Origin of the sequence: Citrobacter freundii ATCC 8090 = MTCC 1658 = NBRC 12681 (assembly GCF_011064845.1) — a bacterium.
Lineage (GTDB): Bacteria > Pseudomonadota > Gammaproteobacteria > Enterobacterales > Enterobacteriaceae > Citrobacter > Citrobacter freundii.
On sequence record NZ_CP049015.1, the window covers coordinates 3,023,391 to 3,038,930 of the forward strand.

Consider the following 15,540-nt stretch of genomic DNA (forward strand, 5'->3'; position numbering starts at 1 on the left):
CTCCATGAATACCGACGCAATTGAATCGATGGTTCGGGATGTGTTGAGCCGGATGAACAGCCTGCAAGGCGAGTCCGCGACTCCGCCCGCGGCGAGTTCATCAGCACATACCGCGAAAGTCACGGATTACCCTCTCGCGAATAAACATCCTGAGTGGGTAAAAACTGCGACCAACAAAACGCTGGACGACTTCACGCTTGAAAATGTTCTGAGCAACAAAGTGACCGCGCAGGACATGCGCATCACTCCTGAAACACTGCGCCTCCAGGCGGAAATCGCCAAAGATGCCGGACGTGACAGGCTGGCGATGAACTTTGAGCGCGCTGCCGAGCTAACCGCTGTTCCTGACAATCGCATTCTTGAGATCTACAACGCGCTGCGCCCGTACCGCTCAACAAAAGATGAGCTGATGGCTATCGCCGACGATCTCGAAAATCGTTATCAGGCAAAAATCTGTGCAGCTTTCGTTCGTGAAGCGGCAGCGCTGTACGTTGAGCGTAAAAAACTCAAAGGCGACGACTAACTCAGGGACAGGATCATGCGATATATAGCTGGCATTGACATAGGCAACTCATCAACGGAAGTCGCTCTGGCTACTCTGGATGAGTCTGGCGTGCTGAGCATCACCGGCAGCGCGCTGGCAGAAACCACCGGAATTAAGGGCACATTACGTAATGTGTTTGGCATTCAGGAGGCCCTTACGCTGGCGGCAAAAAACGCCGGTATCAATGTCAGCGATATTTCGCTCATCCGTATTAACGAAGCCACCCCGGTCATTGGCGACGTGGCGATGGAAACAATAACCGAAACCATCATCACTGAATCCACCATGATCGGCCATAACCCTAAAACACCGGGCGGTGTCGGGTTAGGCGTGGGCGTCACTATTACGCCGGAAGACCTTCTCAGTCGCCCGGCGGATACGCCCTATATTCTGGTGGTGTCATCGGCATTTGATTTCGCCGATGTTGCTACGATGATTAATGCCTCCGTCCGTGCCGGATACCAGTTGACTGGTGTTATTTTGCAGCAGGACGATGGTGTGTTGGTCAGTAATCGTCTGACTCATCCCCTGCCCATAGTCGATGAAGTCCTTCATATTGATCGTATCCCGTTGGGGATGCTGGCTGCCATTGAGGTCGCCGTACCAGGAAAGGTTATTGAAACGCTTTCTAACCCCTACGGTATTGCAACTGTCTTTGGCCTCAATGCCGATGAGACTAAAAACATTGTTCCGATGGCACGGGCGCTGATCGGCAACCGTTCAGCCGTGGTGGTGAAAACGCCGTCAGGTGATGTGAAAGCGCGAGCGATTCCTGCCGGAAATCTGGAGCTACAGTCTCAGGGTCGTACAGTACGGGTCGACGTTGCAGCGGGCGCCGAAGCGATTATGAAAGCGGTTGGTGAATGCCCGAAACTGGATAACGTTACTGGAGAAGCTGGCACCAATATTGGCGGCATGCTGGAGCATGTGCGCCAGACGATGGCTGAATTAACCAATAAACCCAGTCATGAAATTTTTATTCAGGATCTGCTGGCGGTCGATACCTCGGTTCCTGTCAGCGTGACGGGTGGACTTGCCGGTGAGTTCTCGCTGGAACAGGCTGTCGGCATAGCCTCCATGGTGAAATCAGACCGCCTGCAAATGGCGATGATTGCCCAGGAGATCACGCAAAAGCTCAACATTGACGTCCAGGTTGGCGGGGCCGAAGCCGAAGCTGCCATTCTGGGGGCCTTAACTACTCCGGGCACCACGCGACCACTGGCTATTCTGGACCTCGGCGCGGGTTCAACCGACGCTTCTATCATCAATCCTAAGGGCGAAATTATTGCCACGCACCTGGCGGGTGCAGGCGATATGGTCACGATGATCATTGCCCGTGAACTGGGTCTGGATGACCGTTATCTCGCGGAAGAGATTAAAAAGTATCCGTTGGCGAAAGTTGAGAGCTTGTTCCATCTTCGCCACGAAGACGGCAGCGTTCAATTCTTCCCTACGCCTCTCCCGCCAACGGTTTTTGCGCGCGTGTGCGTAGTGAAGCCCGATGAACTGGTGCCACTGCCGGGTGAACTGGCGCTGGAGAAAGTACGGGCCATTCGTCGAAGTGCTAAGGAACGCGTTTTCGTTACTAACGCACTCAGAGCGCTACGTCAGGTGAGTCCGACCGGGAACATTCGGGATATTCCCTTTGTGGTACTGGTTGGCGGCTCATCCCTGGATTTTGAAGTTCCGCAGCTGGTCACCGATGCTCTGGCGCATTATCGACTGGTTGCCGGGCGCGGCAATATTCGTGGTACCGAAGGTCCGCGCAATGCGGTTGCGACAGGGCTGATTCTCTCCTGGCATAAGGCATTCGCTCATGGAAAGTAATCTCACCACGCCAGCCATCGTTATCTTCACCAGTGCTGACTGCGCTGACGTCTGGAATGACGTACTGCTGGGTATTGAAGAAGAAGGGATCCCCTTTGTGATTCAGGAGAATGACTCAACTGACGTTATCCACAAAGCATGGTTGGCCGCCTGCCAATCACCATTGCTGGTTGGTATTGGCTGTAGCCGTGAAAAACTGGTCGTGCACTACAAAAACTTACCCTCATCAGCACCGCTTTTTACGCTGACGTATCAACAAAATAGCCACGATCGCCGCAGCATTGGTAACAACGCTGCGCGGCTGGTTAAAGGCATTCCGTTCCGGGAATGCCACTCATAACCCACAGGAGAAAAGCAGTATGAATAACGCACTGGGACTGGTTGAAACAAAAGGGCTTGTCGGCGCTATTGAAGCCGCTGATGCCATGGTGAAATCCGCAAACGTGCAGTTGGTTGGTTACGAAAAAATCGGCTCTGGCCTGATCACCGTTATGGTTCGCGGTGATGTCGGCGCGGTGAAAGCAGCCGTAGATGCTGGAAGCGCAGCCGCAAGCGCCGTTGGTGAGGTGAAATCCTGCCACGTTATCCCGCGTCCGCACAGCGACGTTGAAGCCATTTTACCTAAATCCGCATAAGTCGTTGCAACCAAGGAGCACAGCGTGAAGCAATCACTGGGATTACTTGAAGTTAGTGGTCTGGCATTAGCCATCAGTTGCGCGGACGTCATGGCGAAAGCCGCCTCCATCACGCTGGTGGGCCTCGAAAAAACCAACGGCTCAGGCTGGACGGTGATCAAGATAATCGGGGATGTGGCCTCCGTCCAGGCGGCCATTTCCACTGGTGTCAGTTTCGCTGACCAGCGAGATGGACTGGTGGCTCACAAAGTCATTTCCAGACCCGGGGACGGGATCCTGTCGCATAGCGTTGTCCTGGAGCCTGAACCAACGCCCGACCCCATACCAGCCATACCGCATGAAGAGATATTTGTAGACCATGCGGCACCCGAAGCACCGCAAGATGCAGAATTGATTAGCTGCAATTTGTGTCTTGATCCTGCCTGCCCTCGCCAAAAAGGTGAGCCGCGCACACTTTGTCTTCACTCCGGCAAACGAGGTGAAGCGTGATGGATAAACAGCAACTGGAAACCACTGTCGCTAAGGTTCTGGATGAAATGCGCGAGCGCCCGATTCCGCTGGGGATCTCTAATCGGCATATTCATCTGTGCGCTGAAGATTACGGTCGCTTGTTTCCCAATCACCCAATTAGTGAGAAAAAAGAGCTGCTGCAGCCAGGGCAATATGCAGCAGAGCAGACTGTCACGCTGGTGGGGCCAAAAGGTCAGTTAAAAAATGTGCGTTTACTCGGTCCGCTGCGCAATACCAGCCAGGTCGAAATTTCCCGTACTGACGCCCGCACGTTGGGAATTGCTGCTCCGCTGCGGATGTCGGGCAATATTCAGGGCACACCCGGTGTTCGTCTTGTCAGCCCATTTGCTGAACTGGACTTAGCATCCGGGGTGATCGTTGCCCAACGGCATATCCATATGTCGCCGCTCGATGCTCTGATTCTGCGAGTTTCCCATGGTGATAAAGTCTCGGTCGCCATTAATGGCGATGAACGTCGACTGATTTTCGATAACGTCGCCGTACGCGTTTCGCCGGATATGCGCCTCGAAATGCATATCGATACAGACGAAGCCAATGCTGCAGGCGCTGATAATCCCCAGGCATTCGCCACACTGGTGACCTCACGATGAACAACGAACTGCTGCAACGCATTATCGAGGAGGTTGTTTCCCGATTAAAAAAACGCGCGGAAAGCACGCTCACTCTTAGCGTCGCGCAGTTACGGGAAATCGATTCACGGACAGTATGCTGCCAGTACTCGTCGCTCCATCTCCAGCAAGTGGACCTGCCATTTCTGGAGCAAATTGCCGAAGGCTGCCCAGTCAACATGTCGGTGGTAATGATTCACGACGCGCTGGCATGCGGAGTCCGCGTGAAGATTTCACTACAACACCGATTGTTACCCGCAATCCCCGTGAAAAAACTCGCGCGTCTGCCGCTGGAGTTCAGTGACGAACTGGGGCGAATCATCTTTTTGCATCCTGAGAAGCTTCTCAGCTATGCCGACGTCGCCCAATTGAGGGATGGGGTACTGGTGCTACGCCGTCGATGTGTCGTGACGGCTCTGGCTCAGGAAGCTGTCAGTCTGCGAAATGTCCAACTAATTAAGCAGGAGTGAGCTATGCATCTGGCACGGGTTACAGGCGTTGTGGTTTCCACGCAAAAATCTCCATCACTGGTGGGAAAAAAACTGTTGCTGGTACGTCGGGTAAGTGCTGACGGAGAGCTTCCTGCGTCTCCAGTGAGTGGAGATGAAGTCGCTGTTGATTCTGTCGGCGCGGGGACCGGCGAACTGGTATTACTCAGCAGCGGGTCCAGCGCCAGACACGTTTTTTCCGGCCCGAATGAGGCCATTGATCTGGCTATCGTCGGCATTGTCGACACGCTTTCTCGTTAGGAGGAACTATGGCGATTTATACCCGCACAGGTGATGCCGGAACAACAGCCCTATTTACCGGACAGCGCGTGAGCAAAACGCATCCGCGCGTGGAAGCCTACGGTACGCTGGACGAACTGAATGCGGCGCTTAGCCTGTGCGTTTGCGTGGCGAAAAACCCTCAGCACCGGCAGTTACTTGAAAATATCCAGCTGCAGCTTTTTTGGTTCAGCGCCGAACTGGCAAGCGAAAGCGAAGAACCGACGCCAGAGCAGCGCTACATCAGCTCAGAAGAAATTGCGGCACTGGAAGGTGCCATCGATATCGCAATGGGAAGAGTACCGCCCCTGCGCAGCTTTATTTTACCAGGCCGCAGCGAAGCCGCCAGCCGACTGCACTTTGCCCGAACTCTGGCACGCCGCGCAGAGAGACGACTGGTCGAGCTGTCCACCGAGATCTCCGTCAGACACGTGCTGATGCGTTATATCAACCGCCTGTCCGACTGCTTATATGCGCTTGCACGAGCAGAAGATCATGACGCCCATCAAAACGAAATCATTGAGAAAGTGGCTGAGCGCTATCTCGCTGCCGTTCAACCACCAGCCACAAAGGAGCCGACTATGTCTCTGTCTTTTCAGGAGCTCCACCAACTCACTCGCGCTGCGGTGACGAGAGCAGAAGAACTTCAGGTTCCGGTCGTCATTAGCATTGTTGATGCGAACGGGACCCAAACGGTGGCCTGGCGCATGCCTGACGCATTACTCGTGAGTAGCGAACTGGCACCGAAAAAAGCCTGGACTGCCGTGGCGATGAAAACCGCCACTCATGAGCTGACATCAGTAGTACAACCAGGCGCAGCGCTTTACGGTCTGGAAAGCCATATGCAGGGAAAAGTCGTCACCTTCGGTGGCGGGTACGCATTATGGCGTGAGGGTTTACTCCTCGGGGGTCTTGGCATCAGCGGAGGAAGCGTTGAACAGGATATGGACATTGCAGAAACGGCCATTGCGGCGATTAACGTGAGAACACATCAATGAATACTTCAGAACTTGAAACCCTTATTCGTAACATTTTGAGTGAGCAACTCGCCCCGGCAAAAGCAGAAGTTAAGGGTAACGGTATTTTTCCGTCCGTTGGCGAAGCGATCGATACCGCTCATCAGGCTTTTCTGCGTTACCAGCAATGTCCATTGAAAACCCGCAGCGCCATCATAAACGCCCTACGCGAAGAACTGACGCCTCATCTTGCTTCACTGGCCGCTGAGAGCGCTGCCGAAACGGGTATGGGCAACAAAGAGGATAAGTTCCTTAAAAATAAAGCCGCGCTGGACAACACTCCGGGTATCGAAGATCTCACCACCACGGCGCTAACCGGCGATGGCGGCATGGTGTTATTCGAGTATTCACCGTTTGGCGTGATTGGTTCTGTCGCCCCCAGTACTAATCCGACAGAGACCATTATTAACAACAGCATCAGCATGCTGGCGGCAGGGAATAGCGTTTATTTCAGTCCGCATCCGGGTGCTAAAAAGGTTTCACTCAAGCTGATTGCCATGATTGAAGATATCGCTTTCCGTTGCTGCGGAATTCGTAATCTTGTCGTCACGGTCACAGAACCCACTTTTGAGGCTACCCAGCAGATGATGGCGCACCCTAAAATCGCAGTTCTGGCGATTACCGGTGGCCCAGGCATTGTTGCTATGGGCATGAAAAGCGGGAAAAAAGTCATCGGCGCAGGCGCAGGAAATCCCCCCTGCATTGTTGATGAAACGGCCGACCTGGTTAAGGCGGCGGAAGATATCATCAATGGCGCATCCTTTGATTACAACCTCCCCTGCATTGCTGAGAAGAGCCTGATTGTTGTTGATGCCGTTGCCGAACGACTGGTTCAACAGATGCAGTCTTTTGGTGCGATGCTTCTCAATAGAGAAGAGGTAGACAAACTGCGAGCCGTCTGTCTACCAGAAGGCATAGCCAATAAAAAACTGGTAGGTAAAAGCCCGGCAACCTTACTGGAAGCAGCAGGAATACCAGTTCCGGCAAAAGCACCTCGATTACTGATAGGCATCGTCCAGGCGGACGACCCGTGGGTTACCAGCGAGCAACTGATGCCAATGCTCCCCGTCGTAACGGTGAGCGATTTTGATAGTGCATTAACGTTGGCCCTGAAGGTTGAAGAGGGATTGCATCACACGGCCATTATGCATTCGCAAAATGTGTCACGTTTGAACCTTGCCGCGCGCACGCTTCAGACCTCCATCTTTGTGAAAAATGGCCCCTCTTACGCCGGGATCGGCGTTGGTGGTGAAGGCTTTACAACCTTCACTATTGCGACGCCAACCGGTGAAGGAACAACATCTGCGCGCACTTTCGCACGCTCTCGTCGTTGCGTGCTGACAAACGGTTTTTCTATTCGTTAATGGGGCCGTTATGAATAGCTTTTCACTGCAAACTCGATTGTACAGCGGCCAGGGAAGTCTGGATGTGCTCAAGCGCTTCACGAATAAGCATATCTGGATTATTTGCGATGGTTTTCTCGCGCGTTCTCCCCTGATTGAAAAGCTGCGCAACGCTCTGCCAGCGGATAACCGCATCAGCATTTTCAGCGATATCACCCCCGATCCCACCATCAGCACTGTAGTTCAAGGGATTGCACAAATGCAGTCCCTGCGGCCGGACATCGTGATGGGTTTTGGTGGCGGCTCAGCACTGGACGCCGCAAAAGCCATCGTCTGGTTCAGCCGCCAGTTCGGTATTGAAATTGAAACCTGTGTCGCAATTCCCACTACCAGCGGTACGGGCTCCGAGGTAACCAGCGCCTGCGTGATTAGCGATCCGGATAAAGGCATTAAATATCCATTGTTTAATAATGCGCTTTATCCAGACATGGCCATCCTTGACCCAACGCTGGTCGTCAGCGTACCGCCAGCCATAACCGCGAATACCGGCATGGACGTGTTAACGCATGCGTTGGAGGCATACGTGTCCACGAAGGCCAGCGACTTCACCGATGCACTAGCTGAAAAAGCGGCTCAAATCGTCTTCCAGTATCTGCCTGTCGCCGTCAGCAAAGGCGAATGCCTGGCAACCAGAGGGAAAATGCACAATGCGTCAACGCTCGCGGGAATGGCATTTAGTCAGGCTGGACTGGGGATCAATCATGCGATTGCCCATCAGTTGGGCGGTCAGTTTCATCTGCCACACGGACTTGCCAATGCGCTGCTGCTGACCCATGTCATTCATTTTAATGCTCGCGATCCGCGGGCTGCGAAGCGCTATGCCCGTTTCGCTAAAGCCTGCCATTTATGCCCGGATAACGCGAACGATACAGCGGCATTGAATGCGCTCATTCATCATATCGAGCTACTCAAAAAACAGTGTGCGTTGCCTTCTTTAGTTGACGCGCTTAAAGACGGAAAGCAAGCCTGGTCGCAACGTATCCCGTCGATGGTTCAGGCCGCGCTGGCTGACGTCACGCTGCAAACCAATCCTCGTGTTGCCGACGCCAGTGCCATGCAGGAACTGCTTGAGGAATTATTATGAAGACAGCCATGACGGCAGAGTCCACGCTCTATGATGCGCAGACAATTCGCGAACGCGTTCGCGCAGCGGGTGTTGTCGGAGCCGGAGGCGCAGGCTTTCCTGCTCACGTAAAATTACAGGCGCAGGTCGATACCTTTCTGGTCAATGCGGCTGAATGTGAGCCAATGCTGAAAGTTGACCAGCAGTTGATGGCCGTCCAGGCTGAGCGACTTATCCACGGCGTTCAATATGCCATGACGGCTACCGGAGCCAGTTCCGGAATTATTGCGCTCAAAGAGAAATACCAACAGGCTATCAATGCATTAACGCCCCTTCTGCCTGCCGGGATCCGCTTACATATTTTGCCCGATGTCTACCCGGCAGGTGACGAGGTTCTGACCATCTGGATGGCAACAGGCCGGAGAGTTCCGCCTGCCGCGCTGCCTGTCAGCGTCGGCGTAGTGGTCAATAACGTCCAGACCGTGCTCAACATCGCGAGAGCAGTTGAGCAGCAGTACCCGGTTACGCGTCGTACCTTGACCGTTAACGGCGCAGTCGCCAGTCCCATCACACTCACAGTCCCTATCGGAATGTCTTTACGTGACGTTCTGGCGCTGGCCGGGGGTGCAACCGTTGACGATCCCGGCTTTATTAACGGTGGTCCGATGATGGGCGGCCTGATTACTTCACTGGATACCCCAGTCAGCAAGACCACCGGGGGCCTGCTGGTTTTGCCTAAATCTCATGCGTTGATTCAGCGGCGGATGCAGGATGAACGTACCGTGCTTTCCGTTGCAAAAACCGTTTGCGAGCAGTGCCGTTTGTGTACGGATTTGTGCCCAAGGCATTTGATCGGTCATGAATTATCCCCGCATCTGCTGGTTCGTGCGGTTAATTATCAGCAGGCAGCCACGCCGCAATTGCTGCTCACGGCCCTGACCTGCTCAGAATGCAATGTGTGTGAAAGCGTTGCCTGTCCAGTTGGGATTTCGCCGATGCGAATCAACCGCATGCTTAAACGCGAACTGCGGGCGCTCAACCATCGTTATGAAGGGCCGCTAAATCCTGAGGATGAAATGGCGAAGTACCGGCTGATCCCGGTTAAGCGCCTTATTACCAAACTGGGCCTTAGCGACTGGTATCACGATGCGCCACTGGCTGAGACTGACTACTCCACAGACAAAACGACGCTGTTGTTACGCCAGCATATAGGTGCCAGCGCTATCCCATGTGTAGAACAAGGCGAACGCGTTGTTCGCGGTCAATGCGTTGCCGATGTGCCGTCCGGTGCATTAGGCGCGCCTGTTCACGCCAGTATTGACGGTATTGTCAGCGAAATCACTGAGCAATCCATCACGGTAATAAGAGGTTAATCATGTCTCAGGCTATAGGGATTTTAGAACTCACCAGCATTGCCAAAGGAATGGAAGCTGGCGATGCCATGTTAAAAAGCGCGAATGTGAATTTACTGGTCAGCAAGACCATCTGCCCGGGAAAATTTCTACTCATGCTCGGTGGTGACGTAGGTGCCGTACAACAGGCGATTGCCACTGGAACATCTCTTGCTGGCGATATGCTCGTTGATAGTCTGGTACTCCCCAACATTCATGCCAGCGTACTACCCGCAATCAGCGGACTAAACAGCGTAGATAAGCGTCAGGCAGTTGGTATTGTCGAAACATGGAGCGTTGCTGCCTGCATCTGCGCCGCCGACCGGGCGGTTAAAGCCTCCAACGTCACGCTGGTCCGCGTCCATATGGCATTTGGTATTGGCGGCAAGTGTTACATGGTCGTAGCTGGCGATGTATCCGATGTGAATAACGCGGTGACGGTTGCCAGTGAAAGTGCGGGTGAAAAAGGCCTGCTGGTTTACCGCTCGGTCATCCCCCGTCCACACGAAAGCATGTGGCGACAAATGGTGGAAGGATAATGGAAAGACAACCCACCACGGATCGTATGATTCAGGAATATGTTCCTGGCAAACAGGTCACGTTGGCGCACCTTATCGCCAATCCCGGTAAGGATTTGTTCAAGAAACTGGGATTACCTGATTCGGTTTCTGCGATCGGTATTCTGACCATTACCCCTAGCGAAGCCTCAATCATCGCCTGTGATATCGCCACGAAATCAGGGGCGGTAGAGATTGGTTTTCTCGACCGGTTTACCGGCGCGGTGGTACTGACGGGCGATGTTTCAGCCGTTGAGTACGCGCTGAAACAGGTAACCCGAACGCTGGGCGAAATGATGCGTTTTACCGCGTGTCCCATCACCCGGACGTAATCTCATGAAACGTATCATGCTAATTGGCCCCAGCCAGTGCGGTAAAACGTCGCTCACACAGTGCATGCGCGGAGAGGTGCTCCACTATCAGAAGACCCAGGCCATAGTCTGGTCACCTACGACAATAGACACACCGGGTGAATATCTTGAGAACCGCTGCCTGTACAGTGCGCTGCTGGCCAGCGCCTGTGAAGCGGACATTATTGCGCTGGTACTCAATGCTGACGCGCCGTGGTCACCATTTTCTCCCGGTTTTACCGGACCAATGAACCGACCCGTTATTGGCCTCGTTACCAAAGCCGATTTAGCCAACCCGCAGCGTATTTCTCTTGTGGAGAGTTGGTTAGCTCAGGCTGGTGCGCAAAAAGTATTTGTCACCAGCGCGCTGGAGAATACCGGGGTCGATGAGATGTTCATTTTTCTGAATGCAAAGGAACCTTCATGTCTCACAAAATAATGGCCATTAACGCAGGTAGTTCCTCGCTTAAGTTTCAACTACTGGCGATGCCGCAGGGTGAAATGATCTGCCAGGGGTTGATAGAACGTATCGGTTTGTCTGATGCACTGGTCACCCTAAAAACGCCAGCGCAGAAATGGCAGGAGACTTTGCCCGTAGCCGATCACCGTGAAGCCGTAACGTTGCTTCTGGAAAAACTGCTCAACCACCACATTATCAGCAGTCTGGAAGAGATCGACGGCGTGGGCCACCGCGTCGCACACGGAGGGGAATCCTTTAAAGACTCCGCGCTGGTAACTGATGAAACGCTGGCAGAAATCGAGCGCCTCGCGGAACTGGCCCCTCTGCATAACCCGGTAAATGCGTTGGGGATCGCGGTATTCCGCCAGCTATTGCCCAAAACGCCAGCCGTTGCGGTGTTCGACACCGCGTTTCATCAAACGCTTGATGAGCCTTCTTTCATCTATCCCCTGCCCTGGCGTTACTATGTCGAGTTGGGTATTCGTCGTTACGGTTTTCATGGTACCAGCCACAAATACGTTAGCTCACAGCTTGCTGAAAAACTGGGTGTGCCACTCAGCGCCCTGCGCGTTGTTTGTTGTCATCTGGGCAACGGCAGCAGCATCTGCGCCATCAAAGGCGGACAATCGGTGAATACGTCAATGGGCTTTACACCACAGTCTGGCGTGATGATGGGCACGCGAAGTGGCGATATTGATCCATCCATTTTGCCCTGGATAGCCCTGCGAGAAGGCAAAACACCGCAGCAGCTCAATCAATTGCTCAACAATGAGTCCGGATTGCTCGGTGTTTCTGGCATCTCACCTGACTACCGCGACGTTGAACATGCCGCAGATACGGGCAATCACCAGGCTGCGCTGGCGTTGACGCTTTTTGCTGAGCGCATTCGTGCCACCATTGGTAGCTATATTATGCAGATGGGCGGTCTGGATGCCCTGGTGTTTACCGGTGGTATTGGCGAAAACTCCGCACGGGCGCGCGCTGCGATTTGCCGTAACCTGAATTTCCTGGGTCTGGCCGTTGATGAGGAAAAAAATCAGCGTAATGCCACCTTCATTCAAACGGAAAATGCGATGGTCAAAGTAGCAGTGATTAATACCAATGAAGAGCTAATGATTGCGCAAGACGTTATGCGTTTAGCGATATCTGAAACTGTGACATTGGGCATTCCTGCATAATACTGCCGCACCGCAAATTGCGGCAAATCATGGTAATAGCGCGATCGCCATGACACTATGCGCCGAGGATTGCTGATCACATAGGTGAAGACGTGGCTGTTGCGCAATGTCCCGCATCGTGCGGAGAACTTATCCAGGGCTGGATTCTGGGCAGTGAGAAATTGGTCTCCTGCCCGGTTGAATGGTATAGCACCGTTGAGGTCACTTCAGGTTCACCGCTGACAGATGAACGTCCACTTTCGCGAGCAATGGTTGAGAGGTTATTGCTGCACTGGCAATACCCGGCACACATGAGTCAGGATATCCGAATAGATGTCCAGTCAACCATTCCTGTCGCTAAAGGGATGGCCAGCAGCACAGCGGATATCGCCGCCACGGCAATCGCCACGGCACAGTATCTGGGGCATCAGCTAGACGAATCCACTCTGGCGCAGCTTTGCGTTTCGCTGGAACCTACCGACAGCACCGTTTTCCGCCAGCTTACGCTGTTCGATCATAACGACGCCTCCACGCAAATTGCCTGTGAATCCCAGCCACAACTCGATCTGCTGGTTCTCGAAAGTCCGGAAACCTTGCTTACTGCTGATTATCACCGTACTCCACGTCAGTCAGGGCTACTGGCGGGCGCCCCAGCTCTGAAACGCGCATGGGAAAAGGTACAGGAAGCCTGTATCAGTCAAAACCCTTATCGGATGGGCGAAGCCGCCACGCTGAGCGCGATCGCCAGCCAGTTGCTGTTACCTAAACCAGATTTTGATTCACTATTAGCACTGGTAGAAGAATGTGATTTATACGGCGTCAACGTCGCGCACAGCGGCAGCGTCGTCGGTCTGATGCTCGACAGAAGGCGTCATGATGTGGACTACATTAAATGGATGCTGACGCAGAAAAAATTGACAGTGCACTGGCCGGAACAACATTTGTTGCGGATGGTAACTGGCGGGGTCGAACTGCAATAAGGGCCGCCGCTAAGCAGCGACCCAAACGAGCATAAAATCGTTACTCAGCTTTCGCATCGGCGTTTTTCACTTCGCCCATCGCTTTCAGCTTTTTAGAGATGTCGCGGCGCTCTTTAGAGATCTCAGCGTTTTTGATGATGTAATCATCAACACGATCTTCATAATCGCTTTTCATGCTGGCGATAATGCCCTGAATCGCTTCCACGCTCATTCCAGGCTTGATGTAGTCGCTCAGGTTGTCCAACAGCAGAACGCGTTTCTGGTTGTCACGGATCTTTTTCTCAACGTCCTGAATTTCACGTTGCAGTTTGTTTTTACGACGGAACAGACGAACAAATTCCAGCACGTCCTGGAAAGAAGGCTTGGTAGTTTCCATTTTTACACCCCTGATAATGTGAGATTCGGATTCGTTAAAACAACGGCTAAAGTGGGTCAACATTACTTTCATGCCCGCCATACTTCAAGTTGCATCTGCATCGACAATGCATGGTTGAAACCTGAATTATCGAGGGTAAAGCCATTGCAGTTACCAATGGTTTTAGCCTTTTTCAGTATCATACCTCTAATCTTTGCTGAATCGAAGCAGCAGTAGAACCTATCGCCTCATCTGCTCTTTATTTGCGCAGCGCGCGACAGATTAAATGTGAGAGCAACTCCAGCTGTCGCGCCATTTCCATGTTCAACCAAACGTAGCCGTGAATGGGCGTTTCTGCGACATAATCGCCTTTATGCTCAGCAATGAGCTGACGCAACTCCGCCACGGTGTCATTGAGCTTTTCCGTATTGGCAAGCACCGGCTGCGGATTTCCTTCGTACAAGGCGTGGGTTATGGTCAGTAGCGCCTGCTGCGTCCTGAGCTGAGTTTCACGCAAAGTTTGTGCATTCAGCATGACAAAGTGGCTGGTGCGGCTGGCCCAAAGCGCATTAATTTGCAGCTCAAGCATGCAGACCAGATTGCGGTTAACCGTTTGAATAGCCTCAAAAATGGATTTTTGAATACGGGTTTCTTTACTGGCGGGAACGATGAGTCCGCGCATTTTGACAACGTCGCTTAAGAGCTGCTGTAAATGCTTCTCAAGCCGCGGTTGCTCAAGCAAATTAGGGGATAGCGCGGCCTGATACACCCGATTATATCCCGTCACACAATGTGCCAATTGGATACGCCAGTGTATAAATGCCCGCTGCGGCCAGATGCCGGTAAACAGCATCGCCAGTAACGAACCCAAAATAACATCGCCACCGCGCCATAACGCGGTATTCATATCTCCGGCAGGCGCCCCCACGACCACGGCAAGCGTAATGCCAATCAGCAGCGCCTGATACGGCCTTTTACCCAACGCCAACCACCCACAGAGAAACATCGCCACCGCGCACCAGATCAGCATTAGCGGAAGCGAAAAGAGTTCCAGACGCAGGGCAATCAATCCAAGCACCGAGCCCAGGATCGTTCCGCCTATACGCTCAAACGCTCTGGGAACAACGTTACCCCAAAAAGAAATTGGCCCCATAATCACCACCAGCGTGATCAGAGGCCATGTACCTTCGGGAATGTTTAACAGGCGTACCAACAGAAAAGTAAGAAGAAACGCCAGCGCAATGCGAATGCCATGCACCACACGATAATGACGATACAAACGAATTTCAAAAGGACTCAGCGACTTATCTGCACGCACTCATGCACTCCGTCAGGGAATAGCAAAGAAGCGAATTGTACCTGTTTTTACGGTGAAAACATCATCCTGATGACCAGGACATTCATCCTGATTTACACCAAAAACAGTTACTTCAACTGTACCGGCACGTACATTTCAATGTCCCAGTAACCGTCCTCCATGCCGTTGTTCAGATAAACTTCAAAACAGGGTTTAGCGGCTATCGCATACGTCGAATCCTGCATCAGGCGCTCAAAAAACTGATACCACGGCGTCGCGAAGTCATGATTTTCAACGCGCGCAACGGCTATAGCATAGTCGCCACCTGCCAGCTCGGTCTGGATCACGCCTTCGCTGTTTTCCGGGATCTCAAAACCTTCAGGCACAGACACCACGGTATCACAACGCAGTTTTTCCGCCGGAACAACGTCAGGATTGTCGTAATAAACGGCTATCCATTCCAGCGGTACGATCTGCTTACCGTCGACCCACATCATTAACTGTTCGAAACCTTGCTTTACCGTTTGTTCCCACGGTCCAACCATATGGAAACCGGCAATTATGCGTTTCTCGACCTGCTTTATCTCGTACTCCATATA

General features: G+C 52.9%; 20 protein-coding genes. 17 read left to right on the forward strand and 3 right to left on the reverse strand.

The window, feature by feature from the left end:
* Positions 1 to 4: 4 nt before the first annotated feature.
* The 17 genes from pduE (at position 5) to G4551_RS14855 (ending at position 13,289) form a co-directional block, all read left to right on the forward strand.
* Positions 5 to 523: a propanediol dehydratase small subunit PduE gene (gene pduE / locus G4551_RS14775; protein WP_003839014.1), complete on the forward strand. Its 519-nt coding sequence runs from the start codon at positions 5 to 7 to the stop codon at positions 521 to 523.
* Positions 524 to 538: 15 nt separating this feature from the next.
* Entirely contained in the window at positions 539 to 2,371 is a 1,833-nt protein-coding gene (locus G4551_RS14780; RefSeq protein WP_003839013.1) for a diol dehydratase reactivase subunit alpha, read from the forward strand.
* On the forward strand, positions 2,361 to 2,711 hold the full coding sequence (locus G4551_RS14785) for a glycerol dehydratase reactivase beta/small subunit family protein (RefSeq protein ID WP_003839010.1): 351 nt from the start codon (positions 2,361 to 2,363) through the stop codon (positions 2,709 to 2,711). Before G4551_RS14780 ends, G4551_RS14785 begins: the two co-directional genes overlap by 11 nt.
* Positions 2,712 to 2,730: 19 nt before the next feature.
* Entirely contained in the window at positions 2,731 to 3,006 is a 276-nt protein-coding gene (pduJ, locus tag G4551_RS14790; protein ID WP_001057752.1) for a propanediol utilization microcompartment protein PduJ, read from the forward strand.
* Between the two features lie 24 nt (positions 3,007 to 3,030).
* Positions 3,031 to 3,495 (forward strand): BMC domain-containing protein, encoded by a 465-nt coding sequence (locus G4551_RS14795; protein WP_003839007.1) that lies wholly within the window; start codon positions 3,031 to 3,033, stop codon positions 3,493 to 3,495.
* Positions 3,495 to 4,127, forward strand: a complete 633-nt coding sequence (locus tag G4551_RS14800) for a phosphate propanoyltransferase (protein ID WP_003839005.1) — start codon at positions 3,495 to 3,497, stop codon at positions 4,125 to 4,127. Before G4551_RS14795 ends, G4551_RS14800 begins: the two co-directional genes overlap by 1 nt.
* Positions 4,124 to 4,615 (forward strand): microcompartment protein PduM, encoded by a 492-nt coding sequence (gene pduM, locus G4551_RS14805; protein ID WP_003839004.1) that lies wholly within the window; start codon positions 4,124 to 4,126, stop codon positions 4,613 to 4,615. Before G4551_RS14800 ends, pduM begins: the two co-directional genes overlap by 4 nt.
* Before the next feature lie 3 nt (positions 4,616 to 4,618).
* A complete protein-coding gene (locus G4551_RS14810) occupies positions 4,619 to 4,894 on the forward strand; it encodes a EutN/CcmL family microcompartment protein (RefSeq protein ID WP_003030211.1) in 276 nt (91 codons plus the stop codon).
* An 8-nt stretch (positions 4,895 to 4,902) separates the two neighbouring features.
* The gene (pduO, locus tag G4551_RS14815; protein ID WP_003839001.1) at positions 4,903 to 5,910 is read left to right on the forward strand and encodes a two-domain cob(I)yrinic acid a,c-diamide adenosyltransferase PduO; all 1,008 of its coding nucleotides are present in this window, start codon (positions 4,903 to 4,905) and stop codon (positions 5,908 to 5,910) included.
* Complete coding sequence (gene pduP, locus G4551_RS14820) at positions 5,907 to 7,292, forward strand: CoA-acylating propionaldehyde dehydrogenase PduP (protein ID WP_003838999.1); 1,386 nt, start codon at positions 5,907 to 5,909, stop codon at positions 7,290 to 7,292. The genes pduO and pduP overlap by 4 nt, the downstream gene beginning before the upstream one ends.
* Before the next feature lie 10 nt (positions 7,293 to 7,302).
* The gene (locus G4551_RS14825) at positions 7,303 to 8,415 is read left to right on the forward strand and encodes a 1-propanol dehydrogenase PduQ (protein ID WP_003838997.1); all 1,113 of its coding nucleotides are present in this window, start codon (positions 7,303 to 7,305) and stop codon (positions 8,413 to 8,415) included.
* The gene (gene pduS, locus G4551_RS14830) at positions 8,412 to 9,767 is read left to right on the forward strand and encodes a cobalamin reductase PduS (protein ID WP_003838995.1); all 1,356 of its coding nucleotides are present in this window, start codon (positions 8,412 to 8,414) and stop codon (positions 9,765 to 9,767) included. The genes G4551_RS14825 and pduS overlap by 4 nt, the downstream gene beginning before the upstream one ends.
* Before the next feature lie 2 nt (positions 9,768 to 9,769).
* Positions 9,770 to 10,324 (forward strand): propanediol utilization microcompartment protein PduT, encoded by a 555-nt coding sequence (pduT, locus tag G4551_RS14835; RefSeq protein ID WP_003030201.1) that lies wholly within the window; start codon positions 9,770 to 9,772, stop codon positions 10,322 to 10,324.
* Positions 10,324 to 10,674: a propanediol utilization microcompartment protein PduU gene (gene pduU / locus G4551_RS14840; RefSeq protein ID WP_003030198.1), complete on the forward strand. Its 351-nt coding sequence runs from the start codon at positions 10,324 to 10,326 to the stop codon at positions 10,672 to 10,674. The genes pduT and pduU overlap by 1 nt, the downstream gene beginning before the upstream one ends.
* A 4-nt stretch (positions 10,675 to 10,678) precedes the next feature.
* On the forward strand, positions 10,679 to 11,131 hold the full coding sequence (gene pduV, locus G4551_RS14845) for a propanediol utilization protein PduV (protein ID WP_003838992.1): 453 nt from the start codon (positions 10,679 to 10,681) through the stop codon (positions 11,129 to 11,131).
* Positions 11,116 to 12,330 carry an acetate/propionate family kinase gene (locus G4551_RS14850; RefSeq protein WP_003838990.1) on the forward strand — a complete coding sequence of 405 codons (1,215 nt, stop codon included), beginning with the start codon at positions 11,116 to 11,118 and terminating at the stop codon, positions 12,328 to 12,330. The genes pduV and G4551_RS14850 overlap by 16 nt, the downstream gene beginning before the upstream one ends.
* A gap of 92 nt (positions 12,331 to 12,422) precedes the next feature.
* Positions 12,423 to 13,289: a GHMP family kinase ATP-binding protein gene (locus G4551_RS14855; RefSeq protein WP_003844259.1), complete on the forward strand. Its 867-nt coding sequence runs from the start codon at positions 12,423 to 12,425 to the stop codon at positions 13,287 to 13,289.
* A gap of 40 nt (positions 13,290 to 13,329) precedes the next feature.
* Here G4551_RS14855 and G4551_RS14860 read toward each other — a convergent pair whose 3' ends face one another.
* The 3 genes from G4551_RS14860 to sbmC all read right to left on the reverse strand — a co-directional run bounded on the left by G4551_RS14860 (position 13,330) and on the right by sbmC (position 15,537).
* On the reverse strand, positions 13,330 to 13,665 hold the full coding sequence (locus tag G4551_RS14860) for a DUF496 family protein (RefSeq protein WP_003030187.1): 336 nt from the start codon (positions 13,663 to 13,665) through the stop codon (positions 13,330 to 13,332).
* A 238-nt stretch (positions 13,666 to 13,903) separates the two neighbouring features.
* Positions 13,904 to 14,962, reverse strand: a complete 1,059-nt coding sequence (locus G4551_RS14865; RefSeq protein WP_003030186.1) for an FUSC family protein — start codon at positions 14,960 to 14,962, stop codon at positions 13,904 to 13,906.
* Between the two features lie 107 nt (positions 14,963 to 15,069).
* Complete coding sequence (gene sbmC / locus G4551_RS14870; protein ID WP_003838984.1) at positions 15,070 to 15,537, reverse strand: DNA gyrase inhibitor SbmC; 468 nt, start codon at positions 15,535 to 15,537, stop codon at positions 15,070 to 15,072.
* Positions 15,538 to 15,540: the final 3 nt, after the last annotated feature.